This window comes from Klebsiella sp. RHBSTW-00484, assembly GCF_013705725.1.
Taxonomy (GTDB): Bacteria; Pseudomonadota; Gammaproteobacteria; order Enterobacterales; family Enterobacteriaceae; genus Klebsiella.
Genome location: NZ_CP055481.1, coordinates 5,404,181 through 5,423,182, shown reverse-complemented (window position 1 = coordinate 5,423,182; position 19,002 = coordinate 5,404,181). Strand labels below are relative to the sequence as shown.

The following is a 19,002-nucleotide window of genomic DNA, read 5'->3' as shown; positions in this document are numbered from 1 at the left end:
TACCGGCATCGGTGATTTTCATGAGTGTTAAAATTTAACCGATCCTGGTCACACTCTTTTAGCATTCACGTTGTGAATCTCGGTATCTTGTTATAATTAGCTAATTCGAGTTAGCTTGCTGGCGATTTTCCCTTCGCCACTGCTGTTAGCCAGGCGCCGCCCGATTTAACAATAATGATTCAGGACAGAGGATTTAATGATGACTATGCTTACCTCGCCAGCCATTGCCCCTGCAAAAGACGAACAAACATCGCTACAAAAGCATGAACGAAGAAAGCTGATCACCGTGCTAGGCTCGGGTTTATCCGGCACAACCATCGAGTTCTATGACTTTTTTATTTACGGTACCGCCGCCGCGTTGGTGTTCCCGTCGCTCTTTTTCCCCAATCTCTCACCGCTGATGGCGCTGCTAGTATCCTTCCTGACGCTGTCGATCACTTTTGTGAGCCGACCCATCGGGGCCATCGTTTTTGGCCACTACGGCGATAAAATTGGTCGTAAAAAATCGCTGGTGCTGTCGCTGATGATTATGGGGATCTCGACGTTCTGTATTGGACTCATCCCCAGCTACGACACCATTGGCAACGCTGCGCCGCTGATCCTTATTTTTCTGCGTCTCTGTCAGGGCTTTGCCATCGGCGGCGAGTGGGGCGGGGCGACCACGCTTATTACCGAATATGCGCCGCGTAATCGTCGCGGTTTTTTTGGCACTTTTGTCCAGTTGGGTAATGTGCTGGGATTGTTTATTGCGACTGCCGTTTTCGCGCTGGTGGTGATGCTGCCGGAAGATGACCTGATGTCCTGGGGCTGGCGCGTGCCTTTCCTGCTGAGTATCGCACTGCTGTTCGTGGGGATGTTTATCCGTTCACGCATTGAAGAGACGCCGGTATTTCAGGAAAATCAGAAACAGCAGCAGAACGCGCCGAAAGCGGCGGAACAACAGTTTCCGATTCTCGCTGTGCTGAAGCACCATCGCAAAGCGGTGTTCCTGGCGATGGGCATGCGCATGGGGGAGATTGTGCTGGGCTGGCTGACGGTGGCGTTCTTCATGTCGTACGTCACCAGAGAGCTGAACTTCACCTGTGAAACGGCGCTAAATGGCCTGCTGTTAGCTAGCTTCGTTGGTATCTTTACCTTCCCATTCTTTGGCTGGCTATCCGATAAAATTGGCCGTCGCCCGGTGTATCTTGCAGGGGCTGCCATCACGCTGATCTTTGCCTTCCCGTTGTTCTGGATGATCGATTCTGGCTCGGTGAAAATGTTTATGTTCGCCACCACCTTCTGTTATTCCATTGGGCTGGGGATGATGTTCAGCGTTCAGCCCGCTTTCTTTTCGGAGCTATTTGACACCAGCGTGCGCTATACCGGCGTGTCGTTAGGCTTCCAGTTGGCGAATATTGTTGGCGGCTTAACGCCGATGATCGGCACTTTACTGCTGGTGTGGTCCGGCGGCGAGTCGTGGCCTATCTCGCTGTTTCTTGCCTGTATGGCGCTGATTACCATTCTCTGCGTATGCGTGACGCGGGAAAGCTATAACGATGAACTCAATGATGTGAAGAAGTAATTAGTGAAGGTTTGCCCCGCCAATGGAGGCGGGGCGAGCATATCAGAACAGATTAAACTTATATTCGATAATCACTTCTGAGGAGAGCGAGTTGGCCCGGCTGTAATGACCGTCGGTCAGCACCGGGGTTTTGCCATTCATTTTATAAGACCAGCCCGGTCCGAACATCGCCCAGACGGTGAGGTTTTTCAGCCTCGGATGCGTTGGCACCCAGCGGCTAAAGGCGTTGATTTCGCCAGTACGAACATGGTTGCCACGGTAGTTAAACTGGGCAATGTTACCGGCCAGGCCAATAGCCAGCTCTGGCGTCAGGTTGTAATCCGACATATTGGAGAGCACCAGTTCGCCGTCGCGCATATAGTCATTACCTGCATAGGCCATTGAGGTAAAGGTGCCGCGCGAGTTTTTGCTCATGTGACGTGGATAGAATCCCACTTCATTAGCCTTATTGGCATCGGTATAGCCCAGACCCCATTTGGTGCTCCAGTTGTCGGCCTGCCACTTAACGTCCATAGCGATATGCCAGGCGTCGTCGTCAAAATCACGCTTATTGGCTGGCATGTTTTTGTACTCATCCAGCGCATGGGTGGCGTACACCTGGGTACCAATATTCAGTGCTTTCATCGGCTTAAGATTAGTGAACAGGATATGGCGGCGCAGATAGTTATCGCTTTCACCATAGGCGTACTGCATGTTCAAGAGCTCGCTTTGCCACAGAATATCGCCGCTGGCGATGTGGTTAATATATTGTCCGCTATTGGTCTGAAAGCGTTTCTTATCCGGCGAGTTGCGATCCATCGAGCTTTCGATGTACGCACCGCGCAGCGTAAACGGACCATAGTTCACCGCGCCGGTCCAGCCTAAATAGGTCGTCGGTGAGAGGCGGGTGGAGTTGGAGATGACGCCGTAGTTTTTCATCGTCTGCCAGCCCCAACGGGCATTCAGATTGATACCCTCAAGGCGGTATTGCAGCTTGACGTTGCGTTGGCCAATTTTTGAAAAACCTTCGGCGTTGCTTTTTTTATTACCGCTGCCGTCATTGTAGAGTACGCCACGGGAGTTAAAGTAATCGCTGGCACCGAGTTTCATCGCCCCGTAGTAGGTGGCATCAAAACCGATAATATCGGCAAAATAACCTGACTGGTAATCCACTGCGACGCCCTGACCCCAGGCGTTATGGACCTTTTTCGGCTCGGTTTCTTCTTCCTTGAGATATTTCCAGTAGTTTTTAAAAGATAAGGTCATGTGCGACTGGCTAAATAATGGGTCGTCGAGCATGGTATTAACCATATCGCGTTCTTGAATGCTGTTTTTGGTCGTGGAGGACCAGACGCTGGTGGGAATAGCCAGCATCATAATGGCGACTGTAATTGTATTGATTTTCATAATAAACCCCAGAGTAGGGACGCAGCGATCCGGGCGAAACAATTTCGCCTGCAGCCTGCAGTAATGAATAACTAAATGCTGGTTTTATTTTTTATCGAGAGATTGTTTTCCGGCTTCGACATATTTCATGGTGCCGATTTCAGGAACGGTATATTTTCCGTCTTTATAAACAATTTTCACCACGGCAGCATTGGCGAGCGGTTTATTTTTCGCGCTATCGTCCGTTAAATCTGAAATCATTATCTGCATTGCAGTGCCGGATGAAATCGCCAGCACGTTTTTATCGCCGCGGGCCTGCGCGTTTTCAACGATTGTATGCAGGGCTGCCTGAGTACGCGTTTTGACCTGCTGATAATTTTCCGCCATCCCTTTAGGGTCGGCAGCCGCTAGTGCATTCTGGTTGGTATCAACAGATAGAGTGCCGGCCTTCATTTGGCTGAAAAGCGCGGCGCCATCTTTAAGACCCAACTGTTTTGCCCCTGCGTCGGCCATATCTTTGTTATAGCCACCTTCGAAACCGCCGAAGAACGCTTCGCGCAGGCCGCTTAGTTCAGTAAGTTGGTAATTACTCACTCCGGCTTGCTTAAGGATTACCTGCATGGTTTCCCGCTGGCGTCCGGCATCGCTGGAATAGAAGCTATCAAATGGAATGTCTTTTAACCCTTCGCCAAGATAGCGTGCGACGCGGATACCGTCTTCGGTAAGCGGTGAATCTACCCAACCCTGAACTCGATCGAAAGTATTCAGCAGCGTTTTTCCATGGCGGGAAAAATAGATATTTACTCCGTCATCATTTTTGACCTCAGCGGCGGAACAGGTTGCCGCACCTGCCGTCATCATTAATGCGATTAGCCACTTCTTCATATTATTCTCCATTTGCATGGTCTTTTTATAAGCAAAAAAAAACCTACCTCAGATATCCGATACGAAGCATAAATAACATCATGCTTGCTCGAACTTTCTGACGTAGGTTTCGCCTGTTCTTTAACAGTAACAATCCAACATCGACTACGGTATCACCAAATATTCTAAAAAACATCCCTTGTGATTATTGATGTCAATAAATGTGATCATCTTCATGGAGTTGATTTTGTGATTGAGAAGTTTCTCATGATTGAATTTCGGATTAATTGGTGGTTTTTTATTGAAATAATATTCAGTGCTTGAGGTCTGTCACAAAATACAGCGACACACGCTGGACTCTTCACTCATCAGGCGTTATTTTTCCTTCACTTTGGGATTGTTACTGACCACAGGCAAAACCTAAGCCCCCTGTACGCCAATTTGGCTTGCGGCAGGGGGCTTAGGTTTTTTTTTGCGCCTAAGAAATATCTCTGCTACCCAATAAGGAATGAAGATGAGAACGAAAATTCTGACTGCCGCCATTCTGGCGCTATCCGCTGCCTCAGTTCAGGCTGCTGAAAAACCGCTGAAAATACTGCTGGTTAATGACGATGGTTGTCAGTCTGTTGGCACCACTTCGTTGCAGGAAAAACTGGCGGAAAAAGGGTATGACGTCTGGATGGTGGCCCCGGCAACCAACCAGAGCGGTATCGGGTCTGCGATAACCTTTAAGACAGGCAAGGTTTTTGACGTTAAAAAAGTGGCTGATAAACGCTACTGCTTCCCTGGAACTCCCGCTGATGCACTGGATTTTGGCCTGTGGGGCGTGCTGAAAGACGCGCCGCCGGATCTGGTGATTTCGGGCGTCAATGATGGTCCTAATACCGGCATGGCACAGGTTAACTCCGGTACTGTGAGCGCGGCGGTTCGCGCCTTGCGCTACGGTTTCCCGGCGATTGCCGCCAGCATCGGCTATCGTTTCACAGAAGAAGAGATGAAAAACAAGTGGCCGAGTACTCATAAATATTGGCCTGACTCGGTGGATTATGTCGTTACGCTGGTGGATAAACTTAATGCCGCTCATAAACCGGGTAGTCCAATTTTGCCGCAGGGATCGGGGTTGAGTATCAACTATCCGCCGCTGCCGTCGGCTGAAATCAAAGGCGTTCATTATATTGAGAATGAACAATACCCCGCGCCGCAGATTGGCTATGAACTGCTGGCGGACGGAACGGCAAAACAGACGATGAATCCGGAAGCGATGAAACCAGCAGAAGGGGATAATGACTCGGGCTGGTTGAATAAAGGATATATCACATACACCCTGTTTGATGGTTCATGGAACGCGCCGCAGTTCCAGGCACAGTACGAGACTTTGTTCGGAAAATGATGTTATAGCGATATAAAAGAAGAAGGCGCGTTATTCGCGCCTTCTATATATGAACTGACGTTGAAATGCTATTCGTCGAAGAACCAGTAGCCCTGGTTAATCAAACGGGTCAGCTCGGCAATAAAGGCTGGATTGCGCAGCGCATCCTCACCCAGTTCATCTTTGCCCAAAAGGGTATAGCGGCAAAGCGCGTCCAGGGCATTGGGTTCTGTAGGCTCCAGTTGTTCACTATTCACAAAGAAGCTATCGCCGATGTGCAATACGCGCAGGCCGCTCAGGCGAGTGAGCATTTCACCACCCGTCAGGGCATCAGCAATCTCTTCTTCTTCAAAAGGCGGTTCAGCTGGCGCAATATCCAGTTCGTGACGCGGTGTGGTGGCAAAGCGCCCAAACCACTGCCTGAAGTCCTCCGGCTGGCTAATCATCTCGATCATCATGTCGCGCAGACGTTCGAGCTCATACTCTTCTACCCGGCCCGGATGCTCACGGCAGGTTAAATCAGGATCGCTGTAGTGCTCGTCGCCAAGATCGTTCTCTAGCGCATAATCGGCAAAGCTGCTGATCAGATCGCGGCCATTAGGGCCACGGAAGCCGACGGAGTAGTTCAGCGCCGTTTCATGGGTAATGCCGTCGTGCGGGAATCCCGGTGGAATATACAGAATATCGCCAGGCTCCAGATCCTCATCAATAATCGGTGCGAATGGATCAACATGTAGCAACGCGGGATGCGGACAGAACTGACGCATCGGCAGTTTGTCGCCCACGCGCCAGCGCCGGCTACCCATACCCTGAATAATAAAGACATCGTACTGGTCGATATGCGGGCCAACGCCGCCGCCCGGTACGGAAAAAGAGATCATAAGATCGTCTAAGCGCCAATCCGGCAGCACGCGGAAAGGACGAACCAGTTCAGCAGCAGGCATGTGCCAGTGATTTACGGCCTGCGCCAGCAATGACCAGCCCGTCTCGCCGAGACCATCAAAATGTTCAAATGGACCGTTGCTGGCCTGCCATTGCCCGTTCGTCAGGCTCACCAATCGGCTATCGACTTCCGGCTCCATGGCCAACCCTGCCAGCTCATCTGGCGTAATCGGATCGATGAAGTCCGTGAAAGCCTTCTTTAATACTACCGGCTGCTTTTGCCAGTACTTTTCTAAAAACTCGGGCCAGTTAATGTTGAGTTGATAAGCCATAGGTTCACACCAATAAGAAGAAACGGGCCTGATTATAGAAAGCCGCGACCTCGCGCTGCCTTGTCATGGGTCAAGGGTGTTGCTTAATTCATCACTTGAGGTAACGACATAAGAAAAGAAAAGGGAGATCTGGAGGGGGGAACGAGATTAGCGTTACTTTTCGCGAAAATTCATGTTTGACGATAAATCTCTCCAGGCCGCATGGAGCCTGGGTTTTCTTTGCTTCTATCGATATGGCTGCAATCTGGAAGTTCAAATTATGAACGCTTGATAAGTTTTTTGTATTTTAAGGGTTGCTATATCCGGGGAGCTCCCTATAATGCGCTCCCACTGACACGGCAGATGTGAATCACTTCACACAAACAGCCGGGTCGGTTGAAGAGAAAAAATCCTGAAATAACGGGTTGACTCTGAAAGAGGAAAACGTATTATACGGGACCTCGCAACGGTGAGCGAAAGCCGCGTTGCACTGCTCTTTAACAATTTATCAGACAATCTGTGTGGGCACTCAAAGTGACATGGATTCTTAACGTCGCAAGACGAAAAATGAATACCAAGTCTCTGAGTGAACATACGTAATTCATTACGAAGTTTAATTCACGAGCATCAAACTTAAATTGAAGAGTTTGATCATGGCTCAGATTGAACGCTGGCGGCAGGCCTAACACATGCAAGTCGAACGGTAGCACAGAGAGCTTGCTCTCGGGTGACGAGTGGCGGACGGGTGAGTAATGTCTGGGAAACTGCCTGATGGAGGGGGATAACTACTGGAAACGGTAGCTAATACCGCATAACGTCGCAAGACCAAAGAGGGGGACCTTCGGGCCTCTTGCCATCAGATGTGCCCAGATGGGATTAGCTTGTTGGTGAGGTAACGGCTCACCAAGGCGACGATCCCTAGCTGGTCTGAGAGGATGACCAGCCACACTGGAACTGAGACACGGTCCAGACTCCTACGGGAGGCAGCAGTGGGGAATATTGCACAATGGGCGCAAGCCTGATGCAGCCATGCCGCGTGTATGAAGAAGGCCTTCGGGTTGTAAAGTACTTTCAGCGAGGAGGAAGGGGATGTGGTTAATAACCGCATTCATTGACGTTACTCGCAGAAGAAGCACCGGCTAACTCCGTGCCAGCAGCCGCGGTAATACGGAGGGTGCAAGCGTTAATCGGAATTACTGGGCGTAAAGCGCACGCAGGCGGTCTGTCAAGTCGGATGTGAAATCCCCGGGCTCAACCTGGGAACTGCATTCGAAACTGGCAGGCTAGAGTCTTGTAGAGGGGGGTAGAATTCCAGGTGTAGCGGTGAAATGCGTAGAGATCTGGAGGAATACCGGTGGCGAAGGCGGCCCCCTGGACAAAGACTGACGCTCAGGTGCGAAAGCGTGGGGAGCAAACAGGATTAGATACCCTGGTAGTCCACGCTGTAAACGATGTCGACTTGGAGGTTGTTCCCTTGAGGAGTGGCTTCCGGAGCTAACGCGTTAAGTCGACCGCCTGGGGAGTACGGCCGCAAGGTTAAAACTCAAATGAATTGACGGGGGCCCGCACAAGCGGTGGAGCATGTGGTTTAATTCGATGCAACGCGAAGAACCTTACCTACTCTTGACATCCAGAGAACTTAGCAGAGATGCTTTGGTGCCTTCGGGAACTCTGAGACAGGTGCTGCATGGCTGTCGTCAGCTCGTGTTGTGAAATGTTGGGTTAAGTCCCGCAACGAGCGCAACCCTTATCCTTTGTTGCCAGCGGTCCGGCCGGGAACTCAAAGGAGACTGCCAGTGATAAACTGGAGGAAGGTGGGGATGACGTCAAGTCATCATGGCCCTTACGAGTAGGGCTACACACGTGCTACAATGGCATATACAAAGAGAAGCGACCTCGCGAGAGCAAGCGGACCTCATAAAGTATGTCGTAGTCCGGATCGGAGTCTGCAACTCGACTCCGTGAAGTCGGAATCGCTAGTAATCGTGGATCAGAATGCCACGGTGAATACGTTCCCGGGCCTTGTACACACCGCCCGTCACACCATGGGAGTGGGTTGCAAAAGAAGTAGGTAGCTTAACCTTCGGGAGGGCGCTTACCACTTTGTGATTCATGACTGGGGTGAAGTCGTAACAAGGTAACCGTAGGGGAACCTGCGGTTGGATCACCTCCTTACCTTAAAGAACCTGCCTTTGTAGTGTCCACACAGATTGTCTGATGAATGATGAACTTCTTAATGTACTTTCGAGTGTATTAAGAAGTTTTGCTCTTTAAAAATCTGGATCAAGCTGAAAATTGAAACGACACACTGTGTCTGTTCTCCGTAATAAGAACAGAATGACAGTGTGTTCGAGTCTCTCAAATTTTTGCAGCGCGAAGTGTTTTACGAAACATCTTCGGGTTGTGAGGTTAAGCGACTAAGCGTACACGGTGGATGCCCTGGCAGTCAGAGGCGATGAAGGACGTGCTAATCTGCGATAAGCGTCGGTAAGGTGATATGAACCGTTATAACCGACGATTTCCGAATGGGGAAACCCAGTGTGTTCCGACACACTATCGTTAAGTGAATACATAGCTTAACGAAGCGAACCGGGGGAACTGAAACATCTAAGTACCCCGAGGAAAAGAAATCAACCGAGATTCCCCCAGTAGCGGCGAGCGAACGGGGAGGAGCCCAGAGTCTGAATCAGTTTGTGTGTTAGTGGAAGCGTCTGGAAAGTCGCAGGGTACAGGGTGATACTCCCGTACACAAAAACACACAGGCTGTGAACTCGAAGAGTAGGGCGGGACACGTGGTATCCTGTCTGAATATGGGGGGACCATCCTCCAAGGCTAAATACTCCTGACTGACCGATAGTGAACCAGTACCGTGAGGGAAAGGCGAAAAGAACCCCGGCGAGGGGAGTGAAACAGAACCTGAAACCGTGTACGTACAAGCAGTAGGAGCCTCTTTAATGGGGTGACTGCGTACCTTTTGTATAATGGGTCAGCGACTTATATTCTGTAGCAAGGTTAACCGTATAGGGGAGCCGCAGGGAAACCGAGTCTTAACTGGGCGTTAAGTTGCAGGGTATAGACCCGAAACCCGGTGATCTAGCCATGGGCAGGTTGAAGGTTGGGTAACACTAACTGGAGGACCGAACCGACTAATGTTGAAAAATTAGCGGATGACTTGTGGCTGGGGGTGAAAGGCCAATCAAACCGGGAGATAGCTGGTTCTCCCCGAAAGCTATTTAGGTAGCGCCTCGTGAACTCATCTTCGGGGGTAGAGCACTGTTTCGGCTAGGGGGTCATCCCGACTTACCAACCCGATGCAAACTACGAATACCGAAGAATGTTATCACGGGAGACACACGGCGGGTGCTAACGTCCGTCGTGAAGAGGGAAACAACCCAGACCGCCAGCTAAGGTCCCAAAGTCATGGTTAAGTGGGAAACGATGTGGGAAGGCACAGACAGCCAGGATGTTGGCTTAGAAGCAGCCATCATTTAAAGAAAGCGTAATAGCTCACTGGTCGAGTCGGCCTGCGCGGAAGATGTAACGGGGCTAAACCATGCACCGAAGCTGCGGCAGCGACGCTTATGCGTTGTTGGGTAGGGGAGCGTTCTGTAAGCCGTTGAAGGTGGCCTGTGAGGGCTGCTGGAGGTATCAGAAGTGCGAATGCTGACATAAGTAACGATAAAGCGGGTGAAAAGCCCGCTCGCCGGAAGACCAAGGGTTCCTGTCCAACGTTAATCGGGGCAGGGTGAGTCGACCCCTAAGGCGAGGCCGAAAGGCGTAGTCGATGGGAAACAGGTTAATATTCCTGTACTCGGTGTTACTGCGAAGGGGGGACGGAGAAGGCTATGTTAGCCGGGCGACGGTTGTCCCGGTTTAAGCATGTAGGCGGATGTTCCAGGTAAATCCGGAACGTCATTCAACGCTGAGGTGTGATGACGAGGCACTACGGTGCTGAAGTAACAAATGCCCTGCTTCCAGGAAAAGCCTCTAAGCATCAGGTAACATCAAATCGTACCCCAAACCGACACAGGTGGTCAGGTAGAGAATACCAAGGCGCTTGAGAGAACTCGGGTGAAGGAACTAGGCAAAATGGTGCCGTAACTTCGGGAGAAGGCACGCTGATGGTAGGTGAAGTGACTTGCTCACGGAGCTGAACTCAGTCGAAGATACCAGCTGGCTGCAACTGTTTATTAAAAACACAGCACTGTGCAAACACGAAAGTGGACGTATACGGTGTGACGCCTGCCCGGTGCCGGAAGGTTAATTGATGGGGTTATCCGTAAGGAGAAGCTCTTGATCGAAGCCCCGGTAAACGGCGGCCGTAACTATAACGGTCCTAAGGTAGCGAAATTCCTTGTCGGGTAAGTTCCGACCTGCACGAATGGCGTAATGATGGCCAGGCTGTCTCCACCCGAGACTCAGTGAAATTGAACTCGCTGTGAAGATGCAGTGTACCCGCGGCAAGACGGAAAGACCCCGTGAACCTTTACTATAGCTTGACACTGAACACTGGTCCTTGATGTGTAGGATAGGTGGGAGGCTTTGAAGTGTGGACGCCAGTCTGCATGGAGCCAACCTTGAAATACCACCCTTTAATGGCTGGTGTTCTAACGTGGACCCGTGATCCGGGTTGCGGACAGTGTCTGGTGGGTAGTTTGACTGGGGCGGTCTCCTCCTAAAGAGTAACGGAGGAGCACGAAGGTTAGCTAATCCTGGTCGGACATCAGGAGGTTAGTGCAATGGCATAAGCTAGCTTGACTGCGAGCGTGACGGCGCGAGCAGGTGCGAAAGCAGGTCATAGTGATCCGGTGGTTCTGAATGGAAGGGCCATCGCTCAACGGATAAAAGGTACTCCGGGGATAACAGGCTGATACCGCCCAAGAGTTCATATCGACGGCGGTGTTTGGCACCTCGATGTCGGCTCATCACATCCTGGGGCTGAAGTAGGTCCCAAGGGTATGGCTGTTCGCCATTTAAAGTGGTACGCGAGCTGGGTTTAGAACGTCGTGAGACAGTTCGGTCCCTATCTGCCGTGGGCGCTGGAGAATTGAGGGGGGCTGCTCCTAGTACGAGAGGACCGGAGTGGACGCATCACTGGTGTTCGGGTTGTCATGCCAATGGCATTGCCCGGTAGCTAAATGCGGAAGAGATAAGTGCTGAAAGCATCTAAGCACGAAACTTGCCCCGAGATGAGTTCTCCCTGACTCCCTGAGAGTCCTGAAGGAACGTTAAAGACGATGACGTTGATAGGCCGGGTGTGTAAGCGTAGCGATACGTTGAGCTAACCGGTACTAATGAACCGTGAGGCTTAACCTTACAACGCCGAAGATGTTTTGGCGGAATTGAGAGAAGATTTTCAGCGTGATACAGATAACAGAATTTGCCTGGCGGCGACAGCGCGGTGGTCCCACCTGACCCCATGCCGAACTCAGAAGTGAAACGCCGTAGCGCCGATGGTAGTGTGGGGTCTCCCCATGTGAGAGTAGGGAACTGCCAGGCATCAAATAAGTGAAGAGCCCATCCGTCAGGATGGGCTTTTTGCGTTTTTATGGTGTGAGAAATCTTCAAGCCAGTTGGTGGCATGAATGTTTTATCTGGCACTACAGCACGACTATATCCCTTATAACGTCTGGTTTTATCATCACTTTACTTCTATCTTTCTATTACTATCCTGTTACTAGCTACAAAAACAATGAAAATGGCGCTGATTGGGATTTTGACTTTAGCTCATGGAGTGAGTTCAGCAACTTTTGCTGCTGATACCGCAACACTCACCATCACTGGGCAAGTTGTATCACTTACCTGTCATACTGATATTGTTGCCGGGCAACTGCGACAGTCATGCGGTCATGACTTGTATCCTGTTGATGCGAAATATGTTTCTTCTATTTCACGTGGTGTAGTCACCAAAACAGTTAATGTTTCAGGGGATTTAACCCGGAAGGTTATCGTTAGTAGTTATGATTAAGGGAAATTTTCACTTCAATATCATTTTTATCGAAAAATAACCGCCCAATAAGTAATGAAATGAATAAACTCATTGGTGATGCTTCCAATTAGTAGAACATGTGTTTTTCAATAAACGTCCCGATGACTTTTTCGTGGATCTCTACTGAACGCGAGAAGCAGATTGTTTTACGAGCCAAGCGCTTAATGCGGGTGCGCAGCGTCAGGTTATTGCGCTCAATCCGTTGGGTGAATATTTTTCCGGTCAGATGCTTATCCTTCGGCACCTCCCGGCCATAGCTGCCCCAGTCGTCGCTGGTGATCATGCCGATGTTGAATGGCGTAAGCAGTGTCAGTAGTTCCCGGCAGGTTTCATCGGTACGGGGACCAAAAGTGTAGGCCAGTACACCCCCTGTTTTGGTGTTATACGCGTACCAGAGCCAGTGTTGCCGGGCTTTACTGCCAACGAAACTCCATTGCTCATCAAGTTCGCAGATAAGCGCCACATCAGCATGAGCAACGGGCGAAGACGTTATTCGCTTTGGCGTGAGTTTTTTAAAGTCCGGATGACGGTGTTAATGCCAATTTTCAGTGTTCTGGCGGTATCGCGAACCCCGGCGCCATTGAAGGCCATTTCAGTGATCAGCTCTTTAATGCCCGGCTTACGGGCCTCATAAGTGTAAGTGAGCTGAAAAACGCGGTGGCAGTCACGGCAGCGAAATCTGTCATGGCCTTTAGGGTTCTGACCATGGCGGTAGACCTGTGCAGACTGACAACGAGGACAATGAATGTTAACGCTGGCCATGAAAGAACCTCAAAAGCCCGCATTATACATCAGATTCAACTAATTAGAGGCATCACCAAACTCATTGAGTGAGGATTGTTTTATGTATTATTTGAATTTTATTAATATAATTTAAGTAAATATAAATCCATTTCTTAATGTTTTGTTTAAATTAAATCGACCGTAAGTTTTATTAAAATATTCAGTTGCGTTAATGTAATTATATTAACAAACTGATGAGATATTCTCATTCTATACATAGCAATGGCTATAATGGCTGGACTTTTTCAGGCAAATGACTTAGTGTTCTTAACACTTTGTTAACTCGATCTGGTTTAAGTTAATTCAAATTTGATAAAAATATAGGGTGCATTGCCTGTATGGAAGCTAACCCGGTAACGTCTTCAGACGAATAATGCATGTTACCGGCTGGCAATATGAGAATATAAATGAAAATTCTGATCAACTGGCCTCCTTTGCGCCAACTTATAAAATATATACAAGAGCGCTTCACCTTTCTGGTTTTGCTCTGTTGGCCAGCTATCATCTGGTTGGTTTGTCGGGCGCTTGTCTGGTTAGCTGATGGGATAATGATGCTGCTGGGAAAACCTGTTGAGCACTCATTTACTGTGTATCTTCAGCCATTTATGACTATGAGTACGTTACTGCGAATCTCGGTCTGCTGGGTGCTGCTGCTGGTCATTCTGTTCAGCATGGCTATGGGGTTTACCTGGCTACTGCGTCGCTTTATGAACCGCAATAAATAAATCGATAGCCGCTACCAGCGGTAGCGGCATAAACTCAGGCCATCTCGCCGATAGTCTTACGAAAACGCAGCAGTGCAATCGTAAAAAATACGCCACCGATAGCCAGCAGCGTCAGAAACTGCGGCCAGACAATCGCAAAATCTGCACCTCGATACAGAATTGCCTGCGCCAGGCTGACGAAATGAGTTGTCGGCATGGTGAGCATGATGTCCTGCACCGCCTGCGGCATACTTTCTCGTGGCGTTGATCCCCCGGATAGCATCTGAAGTGGTAGCAGCACCAGAATCATCAACAGCCCTAACTGCGGCATCGAGCGGGCCACGGTTCCCATAAATATTCCAATTGAGGTAGTAGCAAACAGGCTCAGAGCTACTCCAAGCATAAACAGCGGTATAGAGCCTTCAATCGGCACCTGCAACACTCCCTGGACCATCAATATAAGCGATAATCCAGAAACGACCAGCACCACCAACCCCATTGACCAGATCTTTGCCATCATAATTTCAAACGGCGTCACCGGCATCACCAGCAGGTGCTCCACGGTTCCATGCTCTCGTTCACGTATCAACGCCGAACCGGTAAGCACTATGGCCAGCATAGTAATATTGTTGATAATCGCCATCACGGCCCCGAAACGTTCCTGTTCCAGATTCGGGTTAAAACGCATCCTGACGGCTAGCTCGACTGGCAACGTACTGTTATCCCGATAGCGGGCGACAAAGCTATTCACCTCACCAGTGACGATATTCTGGATATAGCTATTGCCGGTAAACGCCTGGCTCATTCGCGTCGCGTCAACGTTTACCTGTAGTTCCGGCTGGCGTCCGGCTAAAACATCACGCTGGAAGTTAGGGGGAATATTGATCGCGAATGTATATCGCCCGGCATCCAGTCCTGCGTCCATTTCATCAGCGGTAATCAGCTCAGGGGGTAAAAACCAGGGGCGATAAAAACCGTTGATAATGCGCGATGAGAGCTGCGATTTATCCATATCCGCAATAGCGATAGGGGCTAAATGTAACGACCCCGGCATAACGGTAGCGGAGGAGTAAACCGAGACGGTAAAGGCGAAGACAATTAATGTCAGCATCGCCTTATCGCCAAGCAGGCTGCGTAGCTCTTTCATGCCTAAATTATAAATATTGCGTAATCCGCGCATTATCCCTCCTGTTTTTTCAGCAGCCACACGCTCAGGCCCAGCACCAGCGGAACCGCAATAAGCAGTGGTATGAAGGATGCCCACAGGTCCGTCAGATTTAGCGCTTTGGAAAACGTTCCTCGCGCAATGGTCAGAAAGTGGCTGGTTGGATAAATCTGGCCAATCCAGCGGCCCGGCCCTTCCAGAGACGCGACGGGATCGATCATCCCCGAGAACTGCGTCGCCGGGATAAGCGTAATAATCGCGGTACCGAAAATCGCCGCAATCTGGCTTTTCATAAAGGTTGAGATCAGTAGGCCAAGCCCGGTGGCAATAGTGACATAGAGTAGTGCGGCCAGCGTAAGCGTCAGGAAGCTCCCTTTATGCGGTACGCCAAAGACAAACACCGACAGTGCACATAGTAGAAAGAAGTTAAACATCCCCAGCACGATATACGGCACCTGTTTGCCCAGAAGAAATTCACTGCGGGTGGTCGGCGTCACGTACAGATTGATGATCGAGCCCAGCTCTTTCTCACGCACTACGCTGAGCGCGCTGAGCATCGCCGGGATCATCATCAACAGCAGCGGAATAACTGCTGGAACAATCGCTGGCAGACTCTTCACGTCCGGGTTATAGCGATAGCGGGTTTCAATAGAAATCAGTGAGGTATCGCGATTGGGGCTGGCCTGGCGACCGGCCATCTCCTGAAGCCAGGCCAAATGCATCGCCTGCACGTAGCCGCGCACCGTTTCCGCCCGGTTTGGCATTGCGCCATCAACCCACACGCCGATTTGCACTGGCGTTCCCCGAGCGATGTCGCGGCCAAAATTAGGCGGAATTTCGATAGCCACCGCCAGCTCGCCGTTGCGCATCCGCCGGTCCAGTTCACTGTAGCTTTGCAGAGGCGGCTGTTCGATAAAATAGCGTGAACCGGCGATATTCTGCGACCAGCCCTGGCTGCTGACGGTTTGATCGCGGTCGAGTACCGCAAATCGCAGATCCTCGACGTCCATACTGATCCCATATCCCATAATAAACATCAGGATCACCGTGCCCAGCAATGCCAGAGTCGATCGTACCGGATCGCGACGTAGCTCCAGCGCTTCGCGGCGGCTGTAGCTAAACAGGCGGCGCAAGCTAAATGCCTGACGCGGAGCAATGGTTTCGGTTTTGTGTTCAATCACGGGAATCGGTGCAGCCTCAGCAGCAGGCGGCTGTGCGGCATCTGCTGCCTCCTGTAGCCAGGCGATAAAGGCCTCTTCGAGACTGGCCGATCCGCGCTGTTCGACCAGCGCCTGCGGCGTATCGCTGGCCAGCACTTTGCCAGCATGCATCAGCGAAATGCGATCGCAGCGCTCGGCTTCATTCATAAAGTGGGTGGAGATAAAGATTGTCACCCGATCCTGACGGGCCAGATCGACCATCAGCTGCCAGAACATATCCCGGGCCACGGGATCGACGCCGGAGGTGGGTTCGTCAAGAATTAACATTTCCGGACGGTGAATCACCGCGACCGCCAGCGATAGCCGCTGCCTAATACCTAACGGCAGCGAGGCAGGCAGGATGTCTTCAACCTCTTGCAGCATAAAACGCTGGCTCATTTCGGCGACCCGACCGGGGATCTCCGCATCCGGAATATGGAACAGCCGGGCATGCAGTTCGAGGTTTTGCCTAACGGTCAGTTCACTGTAGAGGGAAAAGGCCTGCGACATATAGCCGACGCGGCGGCGAGTTTCAATATCCTTCGGGTCGACCAACTGGCCAAATAGCCAGGCCTCGCCCTCGCTTGCTGGCAGCAGCCCGGTCAGCATTTTCATGGTTGTTGATTTACCGCAGCCGTTGGATCCGAGGAAACCGAAAATTTCGCCGCGGGCGATACGAAAGTTCACGTGATCAACGGCGACAAAATTGCCAAAGCGCATCGTCAGGCCGCGAGCTTCAATGGCGATTTCGCTCTCCTCTGCGTTGCGCGGTGGAATGATCACCTCTTTATGCGCCAGGCGCTGGGCTTCGGGAAGCAGGGCGATAAATGCCTGCTCCAGCGTCTGGCTCGCCGTTTGCACTTTTAGCTCTTCTGCGCTGCCGGTCGCCAGTACTTCCCCCGCATTCATGGCGACTAGCCAGTCAAAACGCTCCGCCTCTTCCATATAGGCCGTGGCGACCAGCACGCTCATCTCCGGCTGGCGCTGGCGAATGCTGTCGATCAGATCCCAAAACTGCGCGCGGGAGAGGGGATCGACGCCGGTGGTTGGTTCATCAAGGATCAGCAACTGTGGGTCGTGAATGAGCGCGCAGCACAGGCCAAGCTTTTGCTTCATTCCGCCGGAGAGCTTCCCCGCTGGACGGTCGCGAAACGGTGCCAGACCGGTACTTTGCAACAGCTCATTGATTCGGTTTTCGCGCTCGGCTTTATCATGACCAAACAGGCGGGCGAAGAAGTCGACGTTTTCATAGACCGACAGGGTGTGGTAGAGGTTTTTCCCCAACCCCTGCGGCATCCAGGCGATTTTCGGGCACACGTCCTGGCGGTGACGCACATCGCTCATGTCGCCGCCGAGCACCATCACGTTACCGTGCTCAATGACTCGCGCGCCGGAAATCAGCGAGAGCAGGCTGGACTTGCCGACGCCGTCTGGCCCGATCAGGCCCACCATGCAGCGGGCGGGAATGTTCAGCGTAATATCCTTTAGCGCGGTGGTCGTGCCAAAGTGCTGGCTCACGTTTTCCAGACGGGCGACGGTTTTCATTGCGGCAACCTCACCATCAGCGCTTCAGGCCACGCTTTCTGGCTATCCAGACGCACCCAGGCCATGCCGGGCAGGCCGGTTTTCACATACTCAAGGTGCTGTTCCAGCAGCTCTGGCGGAATGCGGGCTTTGACGCGGAACATCAGCTTCAGCCGTTCGTCGCTGGTTTCCACCGTTTTGGGGGTAAATTGCGCCACGCTAGCGACAAAACTGATATTGACAGGAATAACCAGATTCGGCGCGGCATCGAGGATAATGCGTGCTTCGCTGCCGAGCGCCAAAAGACCCGCCTGTTCGGTCGGCAGGAAGAAGGTCATATAGACATCAGATAGGTCGACCATATTCAGCACCCGACCGCCCGCCGCCAGCACTTCTCCCGGTTCGGCAACACGGTACTGAATGCGGCCATCACGTGGCGCTTTCAGTTCGCTATCGTCGATATCGGCGATAATCCGCCGCTCGGTAGCCTGAGCTGCCTCAACCCGGGTTTGCGCCTGAATAATACTGGTGCGGGCTGCCTCAATGGCTGCTCTGGCCGCAGAGACCTGCGCTTTCGCTGATTCCAGAGCAGCCCTGGCGCTTTCCGCCGCCGCCTGGTCATCATCAAGCTGTTGAGCGGAGACCGCGCCACGCTGCGACAGGGTGTTGGAACGGACATGGCGTTTGGCGGCGGAATTGAGTTCAGCCTGCCGCTGCTTCACGACCGCCTCGGCAGCGCGCATTTCGCTTTGACGCTGATCGAGCAGCGCTTTTGCTGCGGCAATCGAACTTTCCGCTTCCTTAATTTGCGCTGCGGCCTCCAGCCGTTGTTCATTGAGAACGCGGATGTCCATGCGGGCTAAGACTTCGCCCTGACGCACAAACTGTCCCTCTTTGACCAGAATCGAGTCGATACGACCGGCGGTTTTGGTGGCTATATCGACTTCGGTCGCCTCGATTCTACCGTTGCTGTTGGCAAAGCCTGCCGGAAGCCCTGGTGGGCGCAACATCCACCATGCCGCGGCGGCAATGACCACCAGTAAACCAATAACGTATCTTGTCCAACGCCGTTTGATTTTGTCCATACGCGACTCGCTTTGTTCCGTTTGCTGAGTGGTGCGCGTTTCTCCTCCGCGTAGCGAAGTATCGTCTTTCCAGGAAAAGAAGGGATGGGGGATAAGGCCAACCGGCGCATGACGTCGTGCGACGCTGCTGGCCAGTCAGAAAGAGGTGCGATTAATGTGGTCATCATCAGCAATCCTCGCCTTAAATGAAACACGCAT

11 protein-coding genes and 3 rRNA genes are annotated in these 19,002 nt (G+C 51.6%); 7 read left to right on the top strand and 7 right to left on the bottom strand.

Annotated elements, in window-relative coordinates:
* Positions 1 to 199: 199 nt before the first annotated feature.
* Positions 200 to 1,564, top strand: coding sequence for an MFS transporter (locus tag HV213_RS25490; RefSeq protein WP_181486504.1), 1,365 nt, complete (start codon positions 200 to 202; stop codon positions 1,562 to 1,564).
* Between the two features lie 42 nt (positions 1,565 to 1,606).
* On the opposite strand, the gene HV213_RS25485 is transcribed toward HV213_RS25490, so the two are convergent.
* Both HV213_RS25485 and HV213_RS25480 read right to left on the bottom strand, forming a co-directional pair.
* Positions 1,607 to 2,950 carry an OprD family outer membrane porin gene (locus HV213_RS25485; protein WP_181483809.1) on the bottom strand — a complete coding sequence of 448 codons (1,344 nt, stop codon included), beginning with the start codon at positions 2,948 to 2,950 and terminating at the stop codon, positions 1,607 to 1,609.
* A gap of 84 nt (positions 2,951 to 3,034) precedes the next feature.
* Positions 3,035 to 3,814 (bottom strand): histidine phosphatase family protein, encoded by a 780-nt coding sequence (locus HV213_RS25480; RefSeq protein WP_181483808.1) that lies wholly within the window; start codon positions 3,812 to 3,814, stop codon positions 3,035 to 3,037.
* 493 nt (positions 3,815 to 4,307) lie between these two features.
* Between HV213_RS25480 and surE the strand changes: the two genes are divergently transcribed.
* Positions 4,308 to 5,183, top strand: a complete 876-nt coding sequence (gene surE / locus HV213_RS25475) for a 5'/3'-nucleotidase SurE (protein ID WP_181483807.1) — start codon at positions 4,308 to 4,310, stop codon at positions 5,181 to 5,183.
* A 68-nt stretch (positions 5,184 to 5,251) separates the two neighbouring features.
* Here surE and HV213_RS25470 read toward each other — a convergent pair whose 3' ends face one another.
* Positions 5,252 to 6,376: a ribosomal protein uL16 3-hydroxylase gene (locus HV213_RS25470; RefSeq protein ID WP_181483806.1), complete on the bottom strand. Its 1,125-nt coding sequence runs from the start codon at positions 6,374 to 6,376 to the stop codon at positions 5,252 to 5,254.
* A gap of 614 nt (positions 6,377 to 6,990) precedes the next feature.
* Here HV213_RS25470 and HV213_RS25465 point away from each other — a divergent pair.
* From HV213_RS25465 to HV213_RS25450, 4 genes are all read left to right on the top strand, one after another.
* A 16S ribosomal RNA gene (locus HV213_RS25465) occupies positions 6,991 to 8,530 on the top strand.
* Between the two features lie 232 nt (positions 8,531 to 8,762).
* Positions 8,763 to 11,671: ribosomal RNA gene (locus HV213_RS25460) — 23S ribosomal RNA — on the top strand.
* Positions 11,672 to 11,738: 67 nt separating this feature from the next.
* Positions 11,739 to 11,854: ribosomal RNA gene (gene rrf, locus HV213_RS25455) — 5S ribosomal RNA — on the top strand.
* Together the 16S, 23S and 5S rRNA genes form the textbook arrangement of a ribosomal RNA operon.
* A gap of 193 nt (positions 11,855 to 12,047) precedes the next feature.
* Complete coding sequence (locus HV213_RS25450; RefSeq protein WP_181483805.1) at positions 12,048 to 12,323, top strand: DUF2574 family protein; 276 nt, start codon at positions 12,048 to 12,050, stop codon at positions 12,321 to 12,323.
* A gap of 88 nt (positions 12,324 to 12,411) precedes the next feature.
* Here HV213_RS25450 and HV213_RS25445 read toward each other — a convergent pair.
* A protein-coding gene (locus HV213_RS25445) for an IS1-like element IS1N family transposase (RefSeq protein WP_181483804.1) occupies positions 12,412 to 13,106 on the bottom strand; the annotation gives its coding sequence in 2 pieces (ribosomal slippage) (positions 12,412 to 12,860 and positions 12,860 to 13,106; 696 coding nt in all).
* Between the two features lie 428 nt (positions 13,107 to 13,534).
* Here HV213_RS25445 and HV213_RS25440 point away from each other — a divergent pair.
* Entirely contained in the window at positions 13,535 to 13,852 is a 318-nt protein-coding gene (locus HV213_RS25440; RefSeq protein ID WP_181483803.1) for a hypothetical protein, read from the top strand.
* 34 nt (positions 13,853 to 13,886) lie between these two features.
* Here the strand turns inward: HV213_RS25440 and HV213_RS25435 are convergent, their stop codons facing one another.
* Genes HV213_RS25435 through HV213_RS25425 form a run of 3 tightly spaced genes read right to left on the bottom strand, consistent with a single transcriptional unit; the run spans position 13,887 to position 18,804 of the window.
* The gene (locus tag HV213_RS25435) at positions 13,887 to 15,011 is read right to left on the bottom strand and encodes an ABC transporter permease (protein WP_181483802.1); all 1,125 of its coding nucleotides are present in this window, start codon (positions 15,009 to 15,011) and stop codon (positions 13,887 to 13,889) included.
* A complete protein-coding gene (gene rbbA / locus HV213_RS25430; protein WP_181483801.1) occupies positions 15,011 to 17,740 on the bottom strand; it encodes a ribosome-associated ATPase/putative transporter RbbA in 2,730 nt (909 codons plus the stop codon). Before rbbA ends, HV213_RS25435 begins: the two co-directional genes overlap by 1 nt.
* Complete coding sequence (locus HV213_RS25425; RefSeq protein WP_181483800.1) at positions 17,737 to 18,804, bottom strand: HlyD family secretion protein; 1,068 nt, start codon at positions 18,802 to 18,804, stop codon at positions 17,737 to 17,739. Before HV213_RS25425 ends, rbbA begins: the two co-directional genes overlap by 4 nt.
* Positions 18,805 to 19,002: the final 198 nt, after the last annotated feature.

What these genes read in the sequence shown, in the direction of transcription:
- HV213_RS25490 (WP_181486504.1), top strand. Translation starts at nt 200, where the DNA reads ATGACTATGCTTACCTCGCCAGCCATTGCCCCTGCAAAAGACGAACAA.
- HV213_RS25485 (WP_181483809.1), bottom strand. Translation starts at nt 2,950, where the DNA reads ATGAAAATCAATACAATTACAGTCGCCATTATGATGCTGGCTATTCCC.
- HV213_RS25480 (WP_181483808.1), bottom strand. Translation starts at nt 3,814, where the DNA reads ATGAAGAAGTGGCTAATCGCATTAATGATGACGGCAGGTGCGGCAACC.
- surE (WP_181483807.1), top strand. Translation starts at nt 4,308, where the DNA reads ATGAGAACGAAAATTCTGACTGCCGCCATTCTGGCGCTATCCGCTGCC.
- HV213_RS25470 (WP_181483806.1), bottom strand. Translation starts at nt 6,376, where the DNA reads ATGGCTTATCAACTCAACATTAACTGGCCCGAGTTTTTAGAAAAGTAC.
- HV213_RS25450 (WP_181483805.1), top strand. Translation starts at nt 12,048, where the DNA reads ATGAAAATGGCGCTGATTGGGATTTTGACTTTAGCTCATGGAGTGAGT.
- HV213_RS25440 (WP_181483803.1), top strand. Translation starts at nt 13,535, where the DNA reads ATGAAAATTCTGATCAACTGGCCTCCTTTGCGCCAACTTATAAAATAT.
- HV213_RS25435 (WP_181483802.1), bottom strand. Translation starts at nt 15,011, where the DNA reads ATGCGCGGATTACGCAATATTTATAATTTAGGCATGAAAGAGCTACGC.
- rbbA (WP_181483801.1), bottom strand. Translation starts at nt 17,740, where the DNA reads ATGAAAACCGTCGCCCGTCTGGAAAACGTGAGCCAGCACTTTGGCACG.
- HV213_RS25425 (WP_181483800.1), bottom strand. Translation starts at nt 18,804, where the DNA reads ATGGACAAAATCAAACGGCGTTGGACAAGATACGTTATTGGTTTACTG.